Origin of the sequence: Labrenzia sp. 5N (assembly GCF_012395805.1) — a bacterium.
GTDB classification, from domain to species: domain Bacteria; phylum Pseudomonadota; class Alphaproteobacteria; order Rhizobiales; family Stappiaceae; genus Roseibium; species Roseibium algicola.
Genome location: NZ_JAAZTM010000006.1, coordinates 81,391 through 101,430 on the forward strand (window position 1 = coordinate 81,391; position 20,040 = coordinate 101,430).

General features: G+C 60.7%; 17 protein-coding genes. 8 read left to right on the forward strand and 9 right to left on the reverse strand.

The genetic code is table 11. From position 1 onward, the window contains the following. Positions 1-36 precede the first annotated feature (36 nt). A complete protein-coding gene (acnA, locus tag HEP89_RS09640) occupies positions 37-2,712 on the reverse strand; it encodes an aconitate hydratase AcnA (RefSeq protein ID WP_023002755.1) in 2,676 nt (891 codons plus the stop codon). A gap of 489 nt (positions 2,713-3,201) precedes the next feature. Between acnA and HEP89_RS09645 the strand changes: the two genes are divergently transcribed. Further along, the gene (locus tag HEP89_RS09645; protein WP_168691903.1) at positions 3,202-5,994 is read left to right on the forward strand and encodes a bifunctional aconitate hydratase 2/2-methylisocitrate dehydratase; all 2,793 of its coding nucleotides are present in this window, start codon (positions 3,202-3,204) and stop codon (positions 5,992-5,994) included. A gap of 143 nt (positions 5,995-6,137) precedes the next feature. Then, positions 6,138-6,794, forward strand: coding sequence for a hypothetical protein (locus HEP89_RS09650; protein WP_168691904.1), 657 nt, complete (start codon positions 6,138-6,140; stop codon positions 6,792-6,794). Positions 6,795-7,155: 361 nt separating this feature from the next. On the opposite strand, the gene queF is transcribed toward HEP89_RS09650, so the two are convergent. The 7 genes from queF to ispG all read right to left on the reverse strand — a co-directional run bounded on the left by queF (position 7,156) and on the right by ispG (position 12,862). Next, positions 7,156-7,623: a preQ(1) synthase gene (gene queF / locus HEP89_RS09655; protein ID WP_168691905.1), complete on the reverse strand. Its 468-nt coding sequence runs from the start codon at positions 7,621-7,623 to the stop codon at positions 7,156-7,158. Positions 7,624-8,003: 380 nt separating this feature from the next. Continuing rightward, the gene (gene queE / locus HEP89_RS09660) at positions 8,004-8,732 is read right to left on the reverse strand and encodes a 7-carboxy-7-deazaguanine synthase QueE (RefSeq protein ID WP_152509195.1); all 729 of its coding nucleotides are present in this window, start codon (positions 8,730-8,732) and stop codon (positions 8,004-8,006) included. Continuing rightward, a complete protein-coding gene (gene queD / locus HEP89_RS09665) occupies positions 8,729-9,112 on the reverse strand; it encodes a 6-carboxytetrahydropterin synthase QueD (protein WP_023002759.1) in 384 nt (127 codons plus the stop codon). Before queD ends, queE begins: the two co-directional genes overlap by 4 nt. Further along, positions 9,105-9,794 carry a 7-cyano-7-deazaguanine synthase QueC gene (gene queC, locus HEP89_RS09670; protein ID WP_077291507.1) on the reverse strand — a complete coding sequence of 230 codons (690 nt, stop codon included), beginning with the start codon at positions 9,792-9,794 and terminating at the stop codon, positions 9,105-9,107. Before queC ends, queD begins: the two co-directional genes overlap by 8 nt. Positions 9,795-9,954: 160 nt before the next feature. Continuing rightward, on the reverse strand, positions 9,955-10,692 hold the full coding sequence (locus HEP89_RS09675) for a DUF429 domain-containing protein (RefSeq protein WP_168691906.1): 738 nt from the start codon (positions 10,690-10,692) through the stop codon (positions 9,955-9,957). Next, the gene (gene pdxY, locus HEP89_RS09680) at positions 10,685-11,581 is read right to left on the reverse strand and encodes a pyridoxal kinase (RefSeq protein ID WP_168691907.1); all 897 of its coding nucleotides are present in this window, start codon (positions 11,579-11,581) and stop codon (positions 10,685-10,687) included. The genes HEP89_RS09675 and pdxY overlap by 8 nt, the downstream gene beginning before the upstream one ends. Before the next feature lie 21 nt (positions 11,582-11,602). After that, positions 11,603-12,862 (reverse strand): flavodoxin-dependent (E)-4-hydroxy-3-methylbut-2-enyl-diphosphate synthase, encoded by a 1,260-nt coding sequence (ispG, locus tag HEP89_RS09685; RefSeq protein WP_075284112.1) that lies wholly within the window; start codon positions 12,860-12,862, stop codon positions 11,603-11,605. Positions 12,863-13,085: 223 nt separating this feature from the next. Between ispG and HEP89_RS09690 the strand changes: the two genes are divergently transcribed. The 5 genes from HEP89_RS09690 (at position 13,086) to HEP89_RS09710 (ending at position 18,136) form a co-directional block, all read left to right on the forward strand. After that, positions 13,086-13,871, forward strand: coding sequence for a hypothetical protein (locus HEP89_RS09690; RefSeq protein ID WP_168691908.1), 786 nt, complete (start codon positions 13,086-13,088; stop codon positions 13,869-13,871). Positions 13,872-13,912: 41 nt separating this feature from the next. After that, positions 13,913-14,800: a 4-hydroxy-3-methylbut-2-en-1-yl diphosphate synthase gene (locus HEP89_RS09695; RefSeq protein WP_168691909.1), complete on the forward strand. Its 888-nt coding sequence runs from the start codon at positions 13,913-13,915 to the stop codon at positions 14,798-14,800. Between the two features lie 198 nt (positions 14,801-14,998). Beyond that, on the forward strand, positions 14,999-15,781 hold the full coding sequence (locus HEP89_RS09700; RefSeq protein ID WP_023002766.1) for a 3-hydroxybutyrate dehydrogenase: 783 nt from the start codon (positions 14,999-15,001) through the stop codon (positions 15,779-15,781). 72 nt (positions 15,782-15,853) lie between these two features. Next, entirely contained in the window at positions 15,854-16,867 is a 1,014-nt protein-coding gene (locus HEP89_RS09705; protein WP_031270129.1) for a patatin-like phospholipase family protein, read from the forward strand. A gap of 438 nt (positions 16,868-17,305) precedes the next feature. Further along, positions 17,306-18,136 carry a pentapeptide repeat-containing protein gene (locus tag HEP89_RS09710; RefSeq protein ID WP_168691910.1) on the forward strand — a complete coding sequence of 277 codons (831 nt, stop codon included), beginning with the start codon at positions 17,306-17,308 and terminating at the stop codon, positions 18,134-18,136. Positions 18,137-18,395: 259 nt separating this feature from the next. Here HEP89_RS09710 and HEP89_RS09715 read toward each other — a convergent pair whose 3' ends face one another. After that, positions 18,396-19,196, reverse strand: coding sequence for a MipA/OmpV family protein (locus tag HEP89_RS09715; RefSeq protein WP_152509204.1), 801 nt, complete (start codon positions 19,194-19,196; stop codon positions 18,396-18,398). Positions 19,197-19,424: 228 nt separating this feature from the next. Here HEP89_RS09715 and HEP89_RS09720 point away from each other — a divergent pair, with 228 nt between their 5' ends. Then, positions 19,425-19,721, forward strand: coding sequence for a YggT family protein (locus HEP89_RS09720; protein WP_023002770.1), 297 nt, complete (start codon positions 19,425-19,427; stop codon positions 19,719-19,721). The last annotated feature ends 319 nt before the right edge of the window (positions 19,722-20,040 follow it).

The following is a 20,040-nucleotide window of genomic DNA, read 5'->3' on the forward strand; positions in this document are numbered from 1 at the left end:
CCCGCTTCGATCTCATCTGACTTGAAAAGCCGGCCCTCAGCTCGTCACGAGGTTCCTGAGCACGTAGTGCAGGATGCCGCCGGCCTTGATGTATTCCAGCTCGTCCAGCGTATCGACACGGCACAGGCACTCGATGGTCTTGGTGGTGCCGTCCTCATAGGTGACTTCCACGTCCATCATCTGGCGTGGCTGGATGTCGGCGATGCCCTTGATGGTCACGCGTTCCTTGCCGGTGATGTTGTGCGACTGCCAGCTTTCGCCTTCCTTGAAGGTGAGCGGGATGACGCCCATGCCGACCAGGTTGGAGCGGTGGATACGCTCGAAGGATTGCGCGATGACCGCACGCACGCCAAGGAGGTTGGTGCCCTTCGCGGCCCAGTCACGGGACGAGCCCGTGCCGTATTCCTTGCCGGCGAAGATGACCAGCGGAACACCTGCTTCCTTGTATTCCATGCAGGCGTCGTAGATCCATTCCTTCTTGCCGTCCTTCATGGTGACGCCGCCTTCGACACCCGGAACCATCTGGTTCTTGATGCGGATGTTGGCGAAGGTACCGCGCATCATGACCTCATGGTTGCCGCGGCGCGAGCCGTAGGAGTTGAAGTCCTTCTGGGCGACCTGGTGCTCGGACAGGTATTTGCCTGCCGGGCTGTCCAGCTTGATCGAGCCGGCCGGTGAAATGTGGTCGGTGGTGATCGAATCCAGGAACAGGCCCATGACCGCCGCATTCTCGATGTCCTGAAGCGGCTTCGGCTCCATGGTCATGCCTTCGAAGTAGGGTGGATTCTGGACGTAGGTCGAGGACACCGGCCAGGAGTAGGTCAGGCCGCCTTCCACCTTGATGCCCTGCCAGTGCTCGTCGCCCTTGAAGACGTCGGAATAGCGGGTGCGGAACATCTCCTCGTTGATCGAGGCGCGGATGAGGTCGGTGATCTCTTCCGTGGTTGGCCAGATGTCCTTCAGGTAGACCGGGTTGCCGTCCTGATCCTCGCCGAGAGGATCCTCGGTGATGTTGATGTTCAGGTTGCCTGCAAGGGCATAGGCGACCACCAGCGGCGGCGAGGCCAGGTAGTTGGCACGCACGTCCGGATTGACGCGACCTTCGAAGTTGCGGTTGCCGGACAGCACCGAGCAGGCAATCAGGTCGTTGTCGTTGACCGCCTTGGAGATCGCCGGGTCCAGCGGACCGGAGTTGCCGATACAGGTGGTGCAGCCGTAACCGGCCAGCGTAAAGCCGAGCGCGTCGAGATCGTCCTGAACGCCGGCCTTTTCGAGGTAGTCGGTCACGACCTGGGACCCGGGCGCCAGGGAGGTTTTCACCCATGGCTTCACCTTCAGGCCCTTCTTCAGCGCGTTGCGGGCCACGAGGCCGGCACCGATCAGAACGGACGGGTTGGAGGTGTTGGTGCAGGACGTGATGGCGGCGATCACAACGTCGCCGTTGCCGATGTCGTAGTCCTTGCCTTCAACGGCAACGCGCTTGGACAGCTCGCCTGCCTTCTTGAACTCGTCCGTCATGGTCTTGGCGAAACCGGCTGCGGCATCGGCAAGATTGATACGGTCCTGCGGGCGCTTCGGTCCGGAAATCGACGGAACGACGGTGGAAATGTCGAGTTCCAGCGTGTCGGTGAAAACCGGCTCCTCGCCGCCGGAGCGGTACATGCCCTGCGCCTTGGAGTATTCGGCAACCAGGGCGACGCGGTCCTTGTCGCGGCCGGTGGCTTCCAGGTACTTCAGGGTTTCCTTGTCGACCGGGAAGAAGCCGCAGGTCGCGCCATATTCCGGCGCCATGTTGGCGATGGTGGCCGCATCTTCAAGCGACAGGTTGTCGAGGCCGGGGCCATAGAATTCGACGAATTTGCCGACGACACCCTTCTGGCGCAGCATTTCCACGACGCGCAGCACGAGGTCGGTCGCGGTGATGCCCTCGTTCAGCTTGCCGGTCAGCTTGAAGCCGACAACTTCCGGGATCAGCATGGAGATCGGCTGGCCGAGCATGGCGGCTTCCGCCTCGATGCCGCCGACGCCCCAGCCCAGAACCGCCAGGCCGTTGACCATGGTGGTGTGGCTGTCGGTGCCGACCAGCGTGTCGGGATAGGCGACGGTTTCACCGTCTTCGTCCCTGGTCCAAACGGTCTGGGCCAGATACTCCAGGTTCACCTGGTGGCAGATGCCGGTTCCCGGGGGGACGGCACGGAAATTGTTGAAGGCGGACTGGCCCCAGCGCAGGAACTCGTAGCGCTCGCGGTTGCGCTCGTATTCCAGTTCGACGTTCTGCCTGAAGGCGTCCTTGGTGCCGAAATAGTCGATCATCACCGAGTGGTCGATGACAAGGTCGACCGGAACCAGCGGGTTGACCTTTTCCGGGTCGCCGCCGAGCTTAACGGCAGCATCGCGCATGGCGGCAAGGTCGACCACGGCCGGAACACCGGTGAAGTCCTGCATCAGCACGCGGGCCGGGCGATAGGAGATCTCGTGATCGGACTTGCGGGTCTTCAGCCATTCGGCGCAGGCAAGGATATCTGCCTTGGTCACTGTGCGGCCGTCTTCGAAGCGCAGCAGGTTCTCAAGCACCACCTTCAGCGAGAACGGCAGCCTGGAAACACCTTCGAGGCCGTTCTTCTCCGCTTCGGGAATGGAAAAATAGGTGTAGGTCTTGCCGCCGGCGGTCAGTGTTTTCTTACACTTGAAGCTGTCGAGGGACTGGGTCACGACGTGCGATCTCCTTTATTGTCCAAAAGGCCCGGGCCGTGTGTGCACCGGTGCCTGGCATACTCTCTCAAGGCTCCGGAAACGGAGCTGCAGCGCTCTGTCATCCGGCATCCTTCCGCGCGGATACGATGAGAGCCTCTCCCTCAGTCGCCGCCGCAAATTGATGCGCCGCACCTATAGCAATCTTTGGCTACAACCACCAGACACGACGCCGTCGCCGTTGTCGAGACTTCGGTTGAAGTTTCAGCCTCTTGAAACGGCATCGTCCGGAAATCGAAGCCAGAAAACACCTTCGGAAATTCGAAAATGCGATCTTGGGTGCATGCAGATGCGCCAACCGGTATATAGACATCATTTATTGGATGGGAAGATATTGCATACCATTGTATACTGAATTAAAACGCCGCTCAGCTAGCCTGTCCCGGCCCGCCAGACCTCTCGGCGATTCGGAAGCCAGGCTTCAAACAACACCAGGACGCCGGGATCATCATGAGCTTGTATGAAGACTACCTGAAAGAGATCGAAACGCGCAAAGGCCAGGGTCTGCATCCCAAGCCCATCGAAGACGCTGCTCTCGTTGAAGAGATCGTCGCGCAGATCAAGGATACCGGTAACCAGCACCGGCAAGAGTCGCTCAAGTTCTTCATCTACAACACGCTGCCGGGCACCACGAGCGCTGCCGGCGCGAAGGCGAAGTTCCTGAAGGAAATCATCCTCGGCACGTCTTTTGTTGATGAGATCACCCCGGCGTTTGCCTTCGAACTCCTGTCCCACATGAAGGGCGGCCCTTCCGTCGAGGTTCTGCTGGACCTGGCTCTTGGCGACGATGCCCAGATCGCCAGGGACGCTGCTGAAGTCCTGAAGACGCAGGTTTTCCTCTACGATGCCGATACGGACCGGTTGAAGGCCGCCTATGAGGCCGGCAACGAAATCGCCAAGGACGTTCTGGAAAGCTACGCTCAGGCCGAGTTCTTCACCAAGCTTCCGGACATCGACGAGGAAATAAAGGTCGTCACCTATGTCGCCGCCGAAGGTGACATTTCCACCGACCTTCTGTCCCCCGGCAACCAGGCGCATTCGCGTTCCGACCGCGAGCTGCATGGCAAGTGCATGATCTCCGAAGCGGCCCAGAAGGAAATCGAGGCGCTCAAGCTGCAGCATCCGGGCAAGCGCGTCATGCTGATTGCCGAAAAGGGCACCATGGGTGTGGGGTCGTCCCGCATGTCCGGCGTCAACAACGTCGCCCTGTGGACCGGCAAGCAGGCCAGCCCCTATGTTCCGTTCGTGAACATTGCCCCGGTCGTTGCCGGCACCAACGGCATTTCACCGATCTTCCTGACCACTGTCGGCGTGACCGGCGGCATCGGCATTGACCTGAAGAACTGGGTCAAGAAGCTGGACGAAAACGGCAAGCCGATCCTTAACAATGGCGACAGCCCGGTTCTGGAACAGAAGTATTCCGTCGAGACCGGTACGGTGCTGACCATCAACACCAAGACCAAGAAGCTCTACAACGATGCCGGTGACGAAGAACTGGCCGATGTCGCTTCCGCGCTGACCCCGCAGAAGGTCGAGTTCATGAAGGCCGGTGGTTCCTACGCCATCGTCTTCGGCAAGAAGCTGCAGAGCTTTGCCGCGGAAACCCTCGGCATCGAGATGCCGCCGGTGTTCGCACCCAACAAGGAAGTGTCGCACGAAGGCCAGGGCCTGACGGCGGTCGAGAAGATCTTCAACCGGAACGCTGTCGGCGTTGCGGAAGGCAAGGTGCTGCATGCCGGATCCGACGTTCGTGTGAAGGTCAACATCGTCGGCTCGCAGGACACGACCGGCCTGATGACTTCCCAGGAACTGGAAGCCATGGCGGCAACGGTGATCGCACCGACCGTCGACGGCGCCTACCAGTCCGGCTGTCACACGGCTTCGGTCTGGGATCTGAAGGCACAGGCCAACATTCCGAAGCTGATGAGCTTCATGAACAAGTTCGGCCTCATCACCGCACGCGATCCCAAGGACGTCTATCACCCGCTGACGGACGTGATCCACAAGGTGCTGAACGACATTACCGTCGACGACTGGGCAATCATCATCGGCGGCGACAGCCACACCCGCATGTCCAAGGGCGTTGCCTTCGGTGCGGATTCGGGCACGGTTGCGCTGGCGCTGGCCACGGGCGAAGCAACCATGCCGATCCCGGAATCGGTGAAAGTGACCTTCAAGGGCACCATGAAGGATCACATGGACTTCCGTGACGTCGTTCATGCCACCCAGGCACAGATGCTGAAGCAGTTCGGCGACAACGTCTTCCAGGGCCGCATCATCGAAGTGCACATCGGCACGCTGCTCGCCGACCAGGCGTTCACCTTCACCGACTGGACCGCGGAAATGAAGGCCAAGGCCTCCATCTGCATCTCCAACGACGACACCCTGATCGAATCCCTGGAAATCGCCAAGAGCCGTATCCAGATCATGATCGACAAGGGCATGGACAACGCCAACAAGGTTCTGCAGGGCCTGATCGACAAGGCAGACAAGCGCATTGCCGAAATCCGCTCCGGCGAGAAGCCGGCCCTGACGCCGGACGACAGCGCGAAGTATTTCGCGGAAGTCGTGGTGGATCTGGACCTGATCGACGAGCCGATGATCGCCGACCCGGACGTGAACAACGAGGATGTCTCCAAGCGTTACACCCACGACACGATCCGCCCGGTTTCCTATTACCGCGGCGAGAAGAAGGTCGATCTGGGTTTCGTCGGTTCGTGCATGGTGCACAAGGGCGACATGAAGATCGTCGCCCAGATGCTCAAGAACCTCGAAAAGACCAACGAGAAAGTCGAGTTCAAGGCACCGCTCGTGGTGGCTGCGCCGACATACAACATCATCGACGAGCTGAAGGAAGAAGGCGACTGGAGCATTCTGCAGAAATACTCCGGTTTCGAATTCGACGACAACTCGCCGAAGAACACCGCCCGCACCGAATACGAGAACATTCTCTACCTTGAGCGTCCGGGCTGTAACCTTTGCATGGGTAACCAGGAAAAGGCCGCCAAGGGCGACACGGTTCTGGCAACCTCCACGCGCCTCTTCAAGGGCCGTGTCGTGGAAGATTCCTCCGAGAAAAAGGGCGAATCCCTGCTGGCCTCGACGCCGGTCGTGGTTCTGTCGGCCATCCTTGGCCGGACGCCGAGCCTCGACGAATACAAGGCAGCTGTCGAAGGGATTGATCTGACCAAGTTCGCTCCGCCGAACCAGAAGCCGCTCGACGCACGGTCGGTTCATTTCTAAGAGCAAGCTGCGTTCATTCAGAACACAGACGCAATCTCGGGCCGCCCGATCGATGCCGATCGGGCGGCCCTGCTGCATTTGAGGGTCAGGATGGGACGTTGAAGCCAACGAGGTGATTGTTTGGCGGCAGGAAAAAGTGTTCCATGAGAATGGCCGGTGATTTCGGCCGATTTCTTAAATTCATTTCCATGGGGGCTTTCATGAAATACCGCGTGCCCGCAGTTCTTTTTCTTCTTGCCGGCTCTATGCAGAGCGCACTGGCTGACCCGTGTCAGGATCGTTTCACGGAACTCTATCTGCAACTCGATCAGACGACGCCGACCAAGACCCAGGTGACCACCGCCTTCAAGGGCGCGCCGCCGACCACCAATGACTTTTTCTACCTGTCGCAGGATCACTATCTGACCGTGCCGACCTCACCGGAAGGCCCGTGGGTGCTTGGCTACGGCAATGTGCTCTACCAATCCGCGGACCAGGGGTCGACCTGGGAAAAGATCCGCGAGATGGACACCGGCCAGAACGCGGATCAGGCACGTGCCGACAAGGAAACGAACGCAGCCACAATCCGCAACGCGGCCTGCAGCGAGGAAGAGCTGGAGGGTGAGGCCGTGGAGGTGGTCGCAGCGGATATCACCGTCAGCCAGGGCATGGTCACGGAAAACCGCTACACCTACTATGTTCGCCGCAGTGACAATTTCATCGTCAAGGCGATCTACGACAGCAAGGCCCCGTCTTTCGAGATGGTGACCACCCAGGTGATCGAAAAAGCCCCTGGCCTGAACCTGCCGGTGCCGGAGTAAGGCAGCCAGCCAGGCGGAAGGATCGCGGGGCGGACGGCGGGTGTGCCGATTGCGCGGTCTCTTGCGCGGAACAACAGGTGTTTCTGGTAAGCGGATGGCAAGCGAGGCTCGCCCCACCCTCAGATGTCATCCCGGGCTTGACCCGGGATCCAATCCCCATCACGGCGAGCTCGGAAACCTCTATTGCGTTCAGGCAGTCGCTTTGAGCCTTGGGCAAGTCTTGAGGCTCTGGAAATGAGTTGACCCCGGGTCAAGCCCGGGGTGACACCTCCGGGTGGGGTGCGGCCTGGCGTTGATCGATGGTTCCGAATTCCTGCCCGGACCTCGGGATCGCCATATCCGCGAAGGTAGCCCGTTAGCCTTAGCCGCGTCCGCGATAGGGGGCGACGCCCTGGTCGGGGATCCAGACGCCGTCTGGAGTTGGGCCGGTCTGGTAGAAGACGTCGATCGGGATGCCGCCGCGCGGGTACCAATAGCCGCCGATGCGAAGCCACTCCGGATCGAGCAGGTCTACCAGGCGCTTGCCGATGGAAACCGTGCAGTCCTCGTGGAAGGCGCCGTGGTTGCGGAAGGAGCCGAGGAACAGCTTCAACGACTTGCTCTCGACCAGGAAATCCCGCGGCACATAGTCGATCACCAGATGAGCGAAGTCCGGCGCACCGGTGATCGGGCAGAGCGAGGTGAATTCCGGGGCAACGAAGCGGACCATGTAGCCCGTGCCAGCCTGCGGGTTCGGCACTTTTTCCAGAACCGCCTTGTCGGGATCGTCAGGAAGTTCGGTGGAAGACCCGAGCTGGGTCAGGTTCTCGTAGATGCTCTTGTCGGACATGACTGTCTCCTGATTTTGAGCCCGCTCCGGGGACACGCTTTTGCGCTGTCGGTGGGTGGGCTACGTGTTCTTGAATGAACTCGCAAAGACCCAAAATTTGGACTTTCGCTTCTCTGCGCCCTCATCCTGAGGAGGACCGTCAGGTCCGTCTCGAAGGATGGGCCGCTTGTTCTGTGCGCGCCGCCCCTCCTTCAAGACGCCGCTGGAGCGGTTCCTCAGGATGAGGGAGAGGTTTTGAAAAGCTTCCTCTCCGTCGTCATCCCGGTCGAAGATCCGGGACCGGAGAGGCGAAGGCCTGTCGATTCTGCTCGCGACACCGTTGGCTTCCCGGTCCCGGCTCGCGCTACGCTCGGCCGGGATGACGCCGGAGAGGAAGGTTCTTAAACCCCGCGCAAATTGCCCCAGATCATCGTGTGAAGCTGCGGCAGGACGGTGGCTGCGTACCATCTGTCGGAGGTAACCCGGTCCACAAGCCAGCGCATGCGCTCCATGATGCCGGCCATGTCGATGGTGGCATCGGTGTCGGCTGCCGCCGGCGGGGTGTGGTTGCCCGGCTGCAGGAAGCAGCTGAGGTGCGGGTAGCGGTCTGAGACGTCCCGTGCGAAGGCATAGTCCGCCTCGTCGAAGACGACGACCTTCAGCACTGTCTGCGTCTCCGGCCCTGCGGCCTCGACGCATTCCGCCAGGCGCTGCCAGTCGGTGACCATGCCCGAGGAAGGCGGTTTCGGGCTCAGCGTCAGGACGTCGAGATCGGCAAACCAGTCCTTGGCGAGGCTGCCCTGCGTTTCCAGCGCGAAACGGTAGCCCTCTTTCCGGCCGAGCTCGATCAGGCCTCCAAGCGGCTGGATCGCCGGATTGCCGCCGGAAAGCGACACTGTCAGCGGATTGCCGCCGGACAGGATCTCCACCTGCATCAGGATGGCTTCCGGCGTCATCGGGCACCATTCGTCCCGATGAGCGCTGTCGACCGCATGCAGCGTGTCGCACCAGGAGCAGCGGTAATCGCAGCCGCCGGTGCGCACGAACACGGTGGGTTGGCCAATCAGGGCGCCTTCACCCTGAATGGTGGGGCCAAATATTTCGCTGACCCGGATCTGTTCGATACTCATGCCGCACGCGCCCCCGGATAGACGAGGGGTCGGAATTCGGCGCAGGTCTTCGGCGTTTCCTTCACGCGAACGGCCGAGGTTTCCGGCCAGCGCTGGCGGCACCAGTTGTAGAAATAGCGCGCCATGGTCTCGGCGGTCACGCAATCATCGCCCAGCACGTCATTCAGGTGCCGGTGGTCGAGCGTGTCGTCGATGAAGCGCTTGAATTCGGAAAGTTCGCGGTAATCGCGCACGAAGCCGATGCCGTTCAGCTCTTCCGACATCAGCTCCACCTCGACCACATAGTTGTGGCCATGCAGGCGGGCGCAGGGGTGGTCTTCTCCCAGGCCAAGGATCTGGTGGCTGGCGGAGAAGTGGAATTCCTTGGTGATCCTAAACATTGCACGCCTCCTTCCAGAACGCTTCGTCTGCGTAGACCGTCGGGTCGATGCCACCGGCCAGGTGGAAAGCTTCGCGCCGTTCCACGCAGGTGCCGCAGCGCCCGCAGTGAACCTCGCCGCCCTTGTAGCAGGACCATGTCTTGCGATAGTCGACGCCAAGCCTCAGTCCCTCGGCGGCGATGTCCGCCTTGGAGGTGTGGACGTAAGGCGTGAAGAGGCTGATCTCGCCCATGCCTTCCAGCGCGTGGCGCTGCATGGTCTCGAAGCTTTCGGTGAAGGCCGGACGGCAGTCCGGATAGATGAAGTGGTCGCCGCCGTGGACAGCGGTCGCAACCGCTTCGGCACCGCGCGCGCTGGCAATGCCGAAGGCAATGGAAAGCATGATCGCGTTGCGGTTCGGCACAACGGTGATCTTCATGGTTTCCTCGGCATAATGCCCGTCCGGCACGTCCAGATCGTCGGTCAGCGCCGAGCCGGTCAGCTGGCGGCCGATATTGGAAATGTCGATCAGGATATGCTCGGTGTTCAGCTCATCGGCACAGGCCTTCGCGTAGTCCAGCTCCTTCTTGTGGCGCTGGCCATAGTCGAAAGATACGAGGCCGATCAGCTCGTGTTCCCGCGCAACCTTGTGCGCAAGGGTGACGGAATCCATTCCGCCGGAACAGATGACAAGTGTTTTCAACGATGTGGTCCCTTGTTTTCGCTGGCACCGGGTAGGCTGCGACCGGTGGTTCCCTTTTGGGGAACGGCGCGCGTTTTAGCAGGTTTTGGCGAAAAGGGAAGGGTGGGGCATGCCTTGAAGGATTTTCAGGAAAAGCAGGAAAATGGACAACGCGAGCGCATTACGCCCAGATCGCCATCCTCAGGCCGCGCTCATCGCGGCGGAAGTCCTTCGGAAACGGTTCCGCGTCTCCCCGAAAAATCCGCTCGGCAATCAGGCTGTTGGCGGCGGCATCCAGAAGGTCGTCGCGGCCGCAGCCGCGCGGGGGCTTCTGGTCGAGAAACTCTCCGGGCAACCCCTTGGAGACGAGAAGGTCCCGCCGCTGGTCGAGGCCTGCCGGGTTGGCGCGGCTCTTGACCTTCTTGGGCAGGCTCATTTCCGCTCCGCCGTTGAGGCGCCAGAAGGCAAGTTCCGGGTGCACCTCGTGGACGCATGTCTCCAGCTCCGGTGTCATCAGGGCGTCGATTTCCCGCATTTTCGGGAAAAGGAAGAAACACTGCTTGGAGACTTTTTTCGGCGGGTCGGACGTGGCGAGTGCCGTGTTGCAGGCCTTCAGGTAATCGTCTTCATAAACGGCGGGGCGAGCGGGCACAGAAAACACCGAGGATTGGCGCATGCCAAGGTGCTTGCGAGCAGCCTTTTCCGGGCCGCGACCGCCAGGGCCGATGCGATCCGGAAAGCCTATGGGCATGTCGACAGCGACAATGGCAAGATGCGGGGTGTGTCCGACAATATCCGCGAAGGTCGGAAAGACGATCAGATCCAGATCGGCGGGGTCTTCCAGATTGCGGATGACCGCAACCCAGCCGGCCTTGCAGCCGTCGACACCGGCAACCCTTGTGCCTGCCTTGTCAGGCACGGGCCTTTGCTTCCAGAACCCGGCGCGAGGTGACGAGAGCCATGGCCTTCACCACGGAGTTCTGTTCCTCGGCGAACAGCAATTCGTCCGCGCCCTTGCGCACGCTACGGGCAACCAGTTCAAAAACAGAGGCCGACGCACGTTTCAGGGCTTCCTCGTCGTTTTGACCGGCCAGAAGGTTGGCCAGGAACAGGCCTGCGATCAGGTCTCCGGTGCCGTGCGGTGGATTGGCGATGGAAGCATGTTCGGCTGCAACAGCGCCGCGCGGGCCTGCCAGAAGGTTGGCAATGGCGTTGCGGCGCAGGGCTGGCGAGGAGGTCACCATCACGCGCTCGTTGCCGAGAACCCGGGCGGCGGCGAGAGCCTGCATTTCGCTGTCGATCTCGCGGCCCGTCAGCCAGCCGAGTTCAAAGGCGTTGGGCGTGACGACATCGGCCAGGGGCACCAGCTGGTCTCGGATTGCCTCGGCCGTTGCCGTGGGCACATAAAGGTTGCCGCTGCCGTCGTGCTGGTCGCCCATGACCGGATCGCACAGGTATGGCGCATCCGGATTGTGGGTCTTGACCGCCTTCACAAGTGACGCGATGGCGGCCGCCTGTTCCGGATTGCCGAGATAGCCGGAAATCACCGCGCCGACTTCTGCCAGTTTCGGGGATGCGGCAAGATCCTCAACAATGGCTGTGAAATCTGCTGCAGGGGCAACAATGCGGGTGCCCTTGCCCTGTCCGGGATGCCACGGCAGCAGGATGGTCGGCAGAAACCAGACATCGTGGCCGATCCGTTCAAGTGCGAAGGTCAGACCGCGACCGCTGATACCGCCACGGACCACCTGGGAGGTGATCACCAGAACCGGCTTTCTCTGTGGCTCGGGAGCGCCCGGCTGCATCATGGGGTCGTGTTCCTTCCGGGGTCAGGCAGCGTCGGAGGACGACTTGCTGCCGGTGCCGTAGCGCTTTTCGATATAGTCCAGAACCATCTGCTTGAACTCGTCGGCAATGCCGGGCCCGCGCAGGGTCATGACCTTCTCGCCGTCGATGAAGACAGGGGCTGAGGGGGTCTCTCCGGTGCCGGGCAGGGAAATGCCGATGTCGGCATGCTTGGATTCGCCCGGGCCGTTGACGATGCAGCCCATCACGGCCACGTTGAGGCTTTCGACACCCGGATATTGTTCACGCCACTTGGGCATGGAAACACGGATGTGGTCCTGAATGTCCTGGGCCAGTTCCTGGAAAACGGTGGACGTTGTGCGGCCACAGCCCGGGCAGGCGGCCACCACCGGCACAAAGGCGCGGAAGCCCATCACCTGCAAAAGCTCCTGAGCCACCTGCACCTCGCGGGTGCGGTCGCCGCCCGGTTCCGGCGTCAGCGACACGCGGATGGTGTCGCCGATGCCCTGCTGCAAAAGGATACCCATGGAAGCGGCGGAGGAAACAATACCCTTGGTGCCCATGCCGGCTTCGGTGAGGCCGAGATGCAGGGCATAGTCGCAGCGACGGGCGAGATCGGCATAAACGGCGATCAGGTCCTGCACCTGGCTGACCTTGGCCGAGAGGATGATCTTGTCGCGGCCCATGCCGAGGCCTTCGGCGCGCTCGGCGGACAGAAGTCCGGACTGGATAATCGCTTCGCGCATGACAGCCGCTGCTGAAACCGGATTTGCACTTTCGGCATTCTCGTCCATCAGCTTCGTCAGAAGCTCCTGGTCGAGTGAGCCCCAGTTGACGCCGATCCGGACCGCCTTGTCGTGCTTCTGTGCGATGTCGATGATCTGCGAGAATTGCGTGTCGCGCTTGGCCTTGAAGCCGACGTTGCCCGGGTTGATGCGGTACTTGTCGAGCGCGGCGGCGCAGTCGGGATAGTCGGTCAGCAGCTTGTGGCCGATGTAGTGGAAGTCGCCGACGAGCGGCACTGTAATGCCGATCCGCTCCAGCCGTTCCTTGATCCGCGGCACCTGGGCGGCCGCTTCCGCACGGTCCACGGTGATGCGGACGATTTCGGAGCCGGCGCGGGCAAGCGCGGCCACCTGCGCGACGGTTGCATCGGCATCTGCCGTGTCTGTATTGGTCATGGATTGCACCACGATGGGTGCATCGCCGCCAACCATCACATTGCCGACCTTCACACCGACGGAGGAGCGGCGGGGCAGGGCTTTCGCGAAATCATCGATCATCACAGGAACCAACGGGTTTTGAGCGTTTACCCCTCATATGAGGGAACTGGGGCCGACTTTCCAGCGCATGATTAGGGCGTGCGGCAAAAAAGGGCAATGGCAGAGCCGCGGCAAAGGCAGGTCGATCTTCAGGCTCGCGGACGTTGCCACATGGTTTTCAGCCCGCTATGAGCTTGCATGGGCCGGCCCTAACCGTCGGCCGTCTTGTTGTGGAGGGTGCTGCATGTTGAAACGGTTGCTGTCGGACTCTGTTTCCATTGTCTTTGGCAATCTGGAAACCGTGTTCAAGGTTTGTGGTGGCTGGTTTCTCCTGCAGTTTGTGCTGTCTCTCTTCATTCTGGCATATGGCGCGCAGATCGATGAGGCGACCGCGCCTGAAGATATTTCCGGAACGACGGTCCTGCTGCTGGTAACGACCATGGTGATTGCCTTGTTATCGTCCGCTTCCATTTCGGTCGCCTGGCACCGGTTCGGTCTGTTGAACGAGCGGCCGGGACCTCTGCACTTTCGCGTTGGCGCTGTCGAGTTCCGCTTCATCGGGCAAATGCTTCTGCTGTCGCTGGCCGCGGTCGTTGTCGTGCTGCCTGCAGGGCTGGTGATTGGTGTGCTGTCGAGCCTGTTCAACAGCACCGCCATGACAGTGGTTTTGTGGATCGTCGCGATATTCATTCTCGCCCCGTTCCTGTTCCGCCTGAACCTCAGCCTGCCGGCCGTTGCCGTCGAGCGACCGCTCGGTTTCAGTCAGATGCTTAAGTTCGGAAAGGGCCTCGGCATGCCGATGTTCCTGGCCGCACTCATCCTGATCCTGCCGTTTGTCGTCGTTGGCGAAGCGCTGCAATATGTCCTCGGTCTTTTGTCCGGAGGCCTTCCGGCGGCCCTCATCCAGATGAAGATCCTGGTGCTGAACGTGCTGGTGCAGATCATCGTCACGGTGCTGGGCATCTCGATCCTGACGGCAGGGTACCGGATCGCGATGGAGCGGCCGGAGGGGGCTGGTGCGTCGGCCTGAATCGCGTATCCTGCGGCCGTTGCAAGCAACCGGAGCAGACCATGTTTTTCACCGTTCTGGAACGTTCGCTGTCGTTGGCGCAGCATAATTTCGGGACGCTTCTGAAAACCGGCTGGGCCTATATCCTGCTTCTGGTCGCCCTGAATTTCGCCATTGGCGGATCGCTGATGCCGGAAAGCGGCTTCAAGACCGTTTCCTACATGACCGAGCCGGTGGCCGCTGCCGACGAAGGCGCGCTCAGGGCGCTGGCAGCCATTGCCAACCTGCTGGTCGGCTTTTCCATCGCCATTGCCTATGTGCGGCGCATCCTGATCGACGCGCGGGATTTTCCGGTCACCTTCGGGGCGCGCAACATACGCGTCATTCTCAACCAGATCGTCCTCAGCCTGATCGGCGCCCTGTCACTGATACCGCTGGTGATTGTTTCCCTGCTGCTGGCCGCGGTCACCGCGGGCATCGGGCTGCTGCTTCTGTTTCTGGCACCGTTCATTGCACTGATGGTGGTGCAACGCTTTTCCGTCGTGCTGCCGGCATCGGCGGTGGACGATCCGCTGACGCTCAAGGAAAGCTGGCGGGCAACGTCCGGGCTTGGCTGGGCCATGGCATTTGCGGCGCTGGTGATGAGCCTGCTTGCAGGTTTCCTGGTCGGCATCTGGGCGGTCGTTCTTGGCGTTAGCGATGGATTGATGCCTGCCAGCGTCTTGTGGCAGCAGATCCGTTCGGCGGTCTTTCCGATGGGCACCATGCTGATCCTGGTCTGGGCGTTTGCCAGCCTGCACGCGACCTTCTACGGCCTGATCCGCGAACGCTTTGCCGCGCAACTCGGGCTTCGACAGGAAGATCTTTCCAAAGTGGAGGAAACGCGGGATGCCGCCAGGGCCCGTGCACGCAAGGCGCTTGACGGGGCGCAGCGCATGAACCGGCGCTGATGAAGGCAACATGGATCAAATTTCATCATTCCGATGTTGCAGTGCGGCGACAACTGGTCGAATGTGTGCCTGAAATTTTCTGTTCTGACGCCTTGTTGCCTTCCGTGGAAGGCAGAACGAGGCCAAGCCTTTCAACGATCCGTTTCCGGATGGCCGGACACTCCCGGCCGATGATCCGCCGATCAAGGGAGATCCCAAATGCTTGCCAACAAAACCGCCGTCATCACCGGATCCACTTCGGGCATCGGGCTCGGATGCGCCCGCGCCTTCGCGGAAAAAGGCGCCAATGTCGTGATCAACGGGTTGGGTGATGCCGATGAGATCGAAAAGACCCGGGCCGCCATCGAGGCGGATTTCGGGGTGCGCTGCACCTATTCGCCGGCAAACATGCTGAAAGGCGACGAGATCGCCGGCATGATCGCCGATGCGGAAAAGGAATTTGGCGGTGTCGATATCCTGGTCAACAATGCCGGCATCCAGTTCGTGTCGCCGGTCGACGAATTCCCGGTCGATAAGTGGGATGCCATCATCGCCATCAACCTGACGTCCGCCTTCCATGCGATCCGCGCCGCGTTGCCCGGCATGAAGTCCAAGGGCTGGGGACGGATCATCAACACGGCTTCCGCCCACGCGCTGGTCGCCTCGCCCTACAAGTCCGCCTATGTGGCCGCCAAGCACGGCATTGCCGGTCTCACCAAGACCGTGGCGCTGGAAGTCGCGCAGCAGGGCATCACCGTCAACGCCATCTGCCCGGGCTATGTCTGGACGCCGCTGGTGGAAGCGCAGATCCCCGACACAATGAAGGCGCGCAACATGACCGAAGAGCAGGTCAAGAACGACGTCATGCTGGCCGCGCAGCCGACGAAGCAGTTCGTGACCATTGAACAGGTGGCGGGCTATGCGGTGTTCCTGTGCTCCGATACGGCATCATCGATCACCGGCTCGATCCTGCCCATCGATGGCGGCTGGACCGCACACTGATCCACGCTGCTCGCGGTGCGGGCTGATGCCTGCCCGCGACCATCGCCGAACCACCGGAACGAGGGAGCCGTCATGGCCGCGCCTAAGAAGATCAACCTTGCCCTTCAAGGTGGCGGCGCCCACGGCGCCTTCACCTGGGGCGTTCTGGACTGGTTCCTGGAAGACAAGCGGCTGAAGATCGACGCCATCAGCGGCACGTCGGCCGGTGCCATGAATGCGGTGGTGCTTGCCGGCGGCATGCAGGACGGCGGCGAAGACGGTGCGAGAGAGCGCCTTGAAGCTTTCTGGTACGAGGTCAGCCGACAGGCCAAATACAGCCCGATCCAGCGTTCGCCGCTGGACGTGTTCCTGGGGGAGTGGAGCCTCGATCATTCCCCCAGCTATCTGTTCTTCGATGTGCTGACGCGGTTTGCGTCGCCTTACGAATTCAATCCGCTCAACGCCAATCCGCTGCGCGATGTCCTGGAAAAAACCGTCGATTTCGACCGTGTTCACCAATGCGAACACATGAAGATCTTCGTTTCGGCAACCAACGTCTTCACCGGCAAGATCCGGGTGTTCAGCGAAAAGGAAGTCACGCTGGATGCAGTGATGGCATCCGCGTGTCTGCCGCAGGTGTTCCAGGCGGTGGAAATCGAGGGCGAGCCCTATTGGGATGGCGGCTACATGGGCAATCCGCCGCTCTATCCGCTGTTCTACGACACCGACACGCCGGATGTGATGCTCATCCAGATCAACCCGATCGAACGGCGCAAGGTGCCGAAGACCGCGCGGGAGATCGTCAACCGGCTCAACGAGATCACCTTCAATTCCACTCTCCTTCGCGAGCTCCGGGCCATCGACTTCGTCACGCGCCTGATCGAGGAAGGCAAGCTGTCGAGCGAGGAATACATGAAGGTCAACATGCACAGGATCTCCGCCGGGGAGCTGAAGCCGCTGCAGGCCTCGTCGAAACTCAATGCCGAATGGGCGTTTCTCACCGATCTCAAGGACCTTGGGCGCAAGACCGCGCAGGAATGGCTCGAGCGGCACTATGACGACATCGGCAAGCGCTCGACCATCGACGTCAAGGAAGAGATTTCCTGACGGGCGTCCGGCTCAATTTCTTAACCTTTTGTTAGCCGTGTTTGCAGGTGGCGTTGCAATTTGCAATGCAGCAGATGTGAAGAAAGTCTAAACGGAATCAGCATCTTGTGTCAGGCGGTTTGAACGGAACCAGATCTGGTTTGAATGGCTTTGAAAACAAATTGGCAAGGCTTTTGCGTTTTGATTGGCACGCTGATTGTCAGGTAGTGCGTCGTCAGCGCTTAGATGGACGGAAGGAGTGGGCACTCGCGACCCCGCCTGCTTCTTCCCTCCCTCCCTTGCTTCCCGGCGATGATGCCGCCCTGCGGCAAAGGATCGCCACGAAGTGAAGCGGATCTGCCTCATTTTCTCACTTTTTCAATCTTCTGATCGGATACAGTCCTTCAACCGCCACAAGTGCGACCTATCTTTAGGTGGAGATTGGCAAAGGGATTCGCGATGAAAAACAGGGTGACCCGAGTTCTTGCAGGCTGCGTTGGCGCCATGGCCCTGCTGGTGGCAGCCGGTGGAGCACAGGCTGGCAGTGACCAAGAGCGCATGGCCGAGATCAAGGAAAAGGGCGGTTGCCCCGGTTGCGATCTTCGGCTGGCGGAACTTCGTGGTCTGGTTCTTGAAAACGGTGATTTCGGCCGTGCCAATCTGCGGGAAGTCGACCTCAAGGAAGCCCTGTTGAAAGACGCGAACTTCAAGGGCTCCGATTTCCGGCGGACGGAAGCCGAGCGGGCGGATTTCTCCGGCAGCGATTTTTCCGGTGCGAACATGCGCTCCGTCGATCTTGAAAAAGCCAATCTGAACAAAACGAATTTCCAGGATGCGGACCTTCGGGACGCGGACCTGAACACGGTTGAGGCAAATGGAGCCGTTTTCGACGGCGCGGACATGCGCAATGTCCTGTTGACCCGGTCGATTGCGGACGCGGCTTCCTTCAAGGGTGCCAAGATGGATGATGCCAACCTTGAGCGCGTGGACCTGAATGGCGCCAACTTCCAGGATGCCCGCATGCGCCAGGCCAAGCTCGACAGGGTCAAGGCTCATAACGCCAATTTTTCCGGGGCGGATTTCACCGGCGTGCGGCTGGTCAGTTCGGACCTGACGGGCGCAAACCTGAAGGGCGTTGATTTCGACGGCGCTCTTCTGCGCCGTACGCGTCTTGCCGGGGCGGATCTCTCGGGTGCCTATAATCTCGACCCCAGCCGCATCCTCGGTGCCTGCGGCGACGAGAACACCAAGCTGCCGAACGGCATCAAGCTCGTCCCCTGCGCCTACTAGGTGCGTCCGAGCGGTTCTCCGCCCATCCGACTTGCCACTTCGCAAAGTGAGCGTTCCGGCTTTGCCGAAACGCGTACACGGGTTGCGCAATGATCGTGCCTGCAGGACAGGTCAAGCCGACTTGAACTGAACAACTTTCATGCGTTCCCGGGATGAATGTCCCGAACAGGCGGATCATCCGGCGTGTCGGTCGACCGGAAACAAAAAATGCTGCCACACGTGGTGCGGCAGCATCTTGAAAATTGCGGAAACGGGTTTCCTAGAACAGGTCGAAGGCGAAACGGTAGGTGACGCCGGCACCGATGCTGAACTGGTTTTCGCTACCGTTCTTGGCGATCGGGCTGTCCGCCGCGTCGCCAACCAGCCGGTCATAGCCACCTTGCAGGTGCAGGCGGACGTCGTCGTTGAAATCGTAGCTGGCGCGGGCTGCCAGGCCGACGCTCTTGAAGCCGGCGCTCGGGTTGAACTTCGTCAGGCGACCGCCACTGTTGGCTGCTTCGGTCGAGCTCACGCCGAAATAGGTGTCCATGTATTCGTCAGAGGCAAAGCCCGCACGCGGACCGAAGCTAACTTCCCACTTTTCAGCGGGATAGACGATGCCGTCGAGGCCGAGCTGACCAACCTGGCCCGTGTGCCCGTTGATGCCCTGACGCAGTTCGGCGAAAGCGCGGAAATGCTCGGTGCGGAAACCACCGCCGAGACCGAGTTCAAGCGCCCAGTCGATGGTGTTGGTGCCGGTCAGATCGGTGCTGTCGCTGGCCTTGCGCTCGCCGATGAAGTTGAACGACGGGTAGAAGAACACACCGGACTTGCGGCGGCCATCGACAACCTGGCCCAGGCCGGGGAAGTAGAAGCGGCCGACCGAAACGATCGGGAACGGGTAGACCAGATAGGAGTCTGCAGCCTCGTAACGCGGCTGGACAATGGCGCCGACACCGAGGTCAACCACGAACTGGCGGGTCGCATCCTGCTCAGACAGGTCTCCACTCTGCGCCAGAGCGGCTCCAGACACAGCGCTTAGAGCAAGCGCCAGCGCGGCGCGCGTCATCAACTTGAACATTCAACCCCATCCGACAAGGAATTCCGTTGGCAGGAAGATAGCACGAGAAGAGCTTACACAAACCCTAAGCTGAGAGGGTTTTGCCGGACTGTTGCATTTCCGCACCGCCCTGTTGCTGGTGCGAAGCTTAAGCACAATCAAATGTCGGTGACGCTGCCGTCTTGCAGCAAGGCTGTCAGGAAGCTACATGAGGGCAAGACCAGATTTCGAACGGCAACGGACCGGACCATGACCGCACTCTTCAACGTGATACTGCTCGCCCTGGAACTCTACACGTATGTGATCATCGCCAGCGCGATCTTCTCCTGGCTCTATGCCTTCAACATCGTCAATTCGAGCAATCAGATCATCAATTCCATTGGCCGGGTTCTCTACAATCTGACGGAGCCTGCGCTCAGGCCGATCCGGCGGTTCCTGCCCGATCTCGGCGGTGTCGACATTTCTCCGGTGATCCTGCTGCTGGCGATCATCTTTGTCCGCCAGCTGATCATCCTGAACATCCTGCCGATGTTCCGCGGCTACTGACGCCCTCACCATGAAGGGCCCGGGCCGGTGTGCCGGGCTTCAATAGGTTGCTCCGGCCTCTTCGTCCCAAGTGCTTCACGCACATTTGCATCGGGATGGCGGGTCGCAACAGGTTATAAAAAAGCCCGGGTCAATCGCCGGGCCTCTAAGCCTAAGTGTGGTTGCAAGTAAAACGGCTCCAGCGTTTAGCGAAGCAGACATTCGCGCCAGATTGGCTCGCAGGCGCTTCCCGGCCCAACGGGACGTTCGATCAGTCTGCGGCGAAGGTCTGCCTGGAGCCCGTTCAAGACCTTCGGTGCTTTGCACTCAACGACTTTTA

Bases quoted from the DNA above. Each gene is read 5' to 3' on its own strand.
- HEP89_RS09645 (WP_168691903.1), top strand. From the start codon at position 3,202: ATGAGCTTGTATGAAGACTACCTGAAAGAGATCGAAACGCGCAAAGGC.
- HEP89_RS09650 (WP_168691904.1), top strand. From the start codon at position 6,138: ATGAGAATGGCCGGTGATTTCGGCCGATTTCTTAAATTCATTTCCATG.
- queF (WP_168691905.1), bottom strand. From the start codon at position 7,623: ATGTCCGACAAGAGCATCTACGAGAACCTGACCCAGCTCGGGTCTTCC.
- queE (WP_152509195.1), bottom strand. From the start codon at position 8,732: ATGAGTATCGAACAGATCCGGGTCAGCGAAATATTTGGCCCCACCATT.
- queD (WP_023002759.1), bottom strand. From the start codon at position 9,112: ATGTTTAGGATCACCAAGGAATTCCACTTCTCCGCCAGCCACCAGATC.
- pdxY (WP_168691907.1), bottom strand. From the start codon at position 11,581: ATGATGCAGCCGGGCGCTCCCGAGCCACAGAGAAAGCCGGTTCTGGTG.
- ispG (WP_075284112.1), bottom strand. From the start codon at position 12,862: ATGATCGATGATTTCGCGAAAGCCCTGCCCCGCCGCTCCTCCGTCGGT.
- HEP89_RS09690 (WP_168691908.1), top strand. From the start codon at position 13,086: ATGTTGAAACGGTTGCTGTCGGACTCTGTTTCCATTGTCTTTGGCAAT.
- HEP89_RS09695 (WP_168691909.1), top strand. From the start codon at position 13,913: ATGTTTTTCACCGTTCTGGAACGTTCGCTGTCGTTGGCGCAGCATAAT.
- HEP89_RS09700 (WP_023002766.1), top strand. From the start codon at position 14,999: ATGCTTGCCAACAAAACCGCCGTCATCACCGGATCCACTTCGGGCATC.
- HEP89_RS09705 (WP_031270129.1), top strand. From the start codon at position 15,854: ATGGCCGCGCCTAAGAAGATCAACCTTGCCCTTCAAGGTGGCGGCGCC.
- HEP89_RS09710 (WP_168691910.1), top strand. From the start codon at position 17,306: ATGAAAAACAGGGTGACCCGAGTTCTTGCAGGCTGCGTTGGCGCCATG.
- HEP89_RS09715 (WP_152509204.1), bottom strand. From the start codon at position 19,196: ATGTTCAAGTTGATGACGCGCGCCGCGCTGGCGCTTGCTCTAAGCGCT.
- HEP89_RS09720 (WP_023002770.1), top strand. From the start codon at position 19,425: ATGACCGCACTCTTCAACGTGATACTGCTCGCCCTGGAACTCTACACG.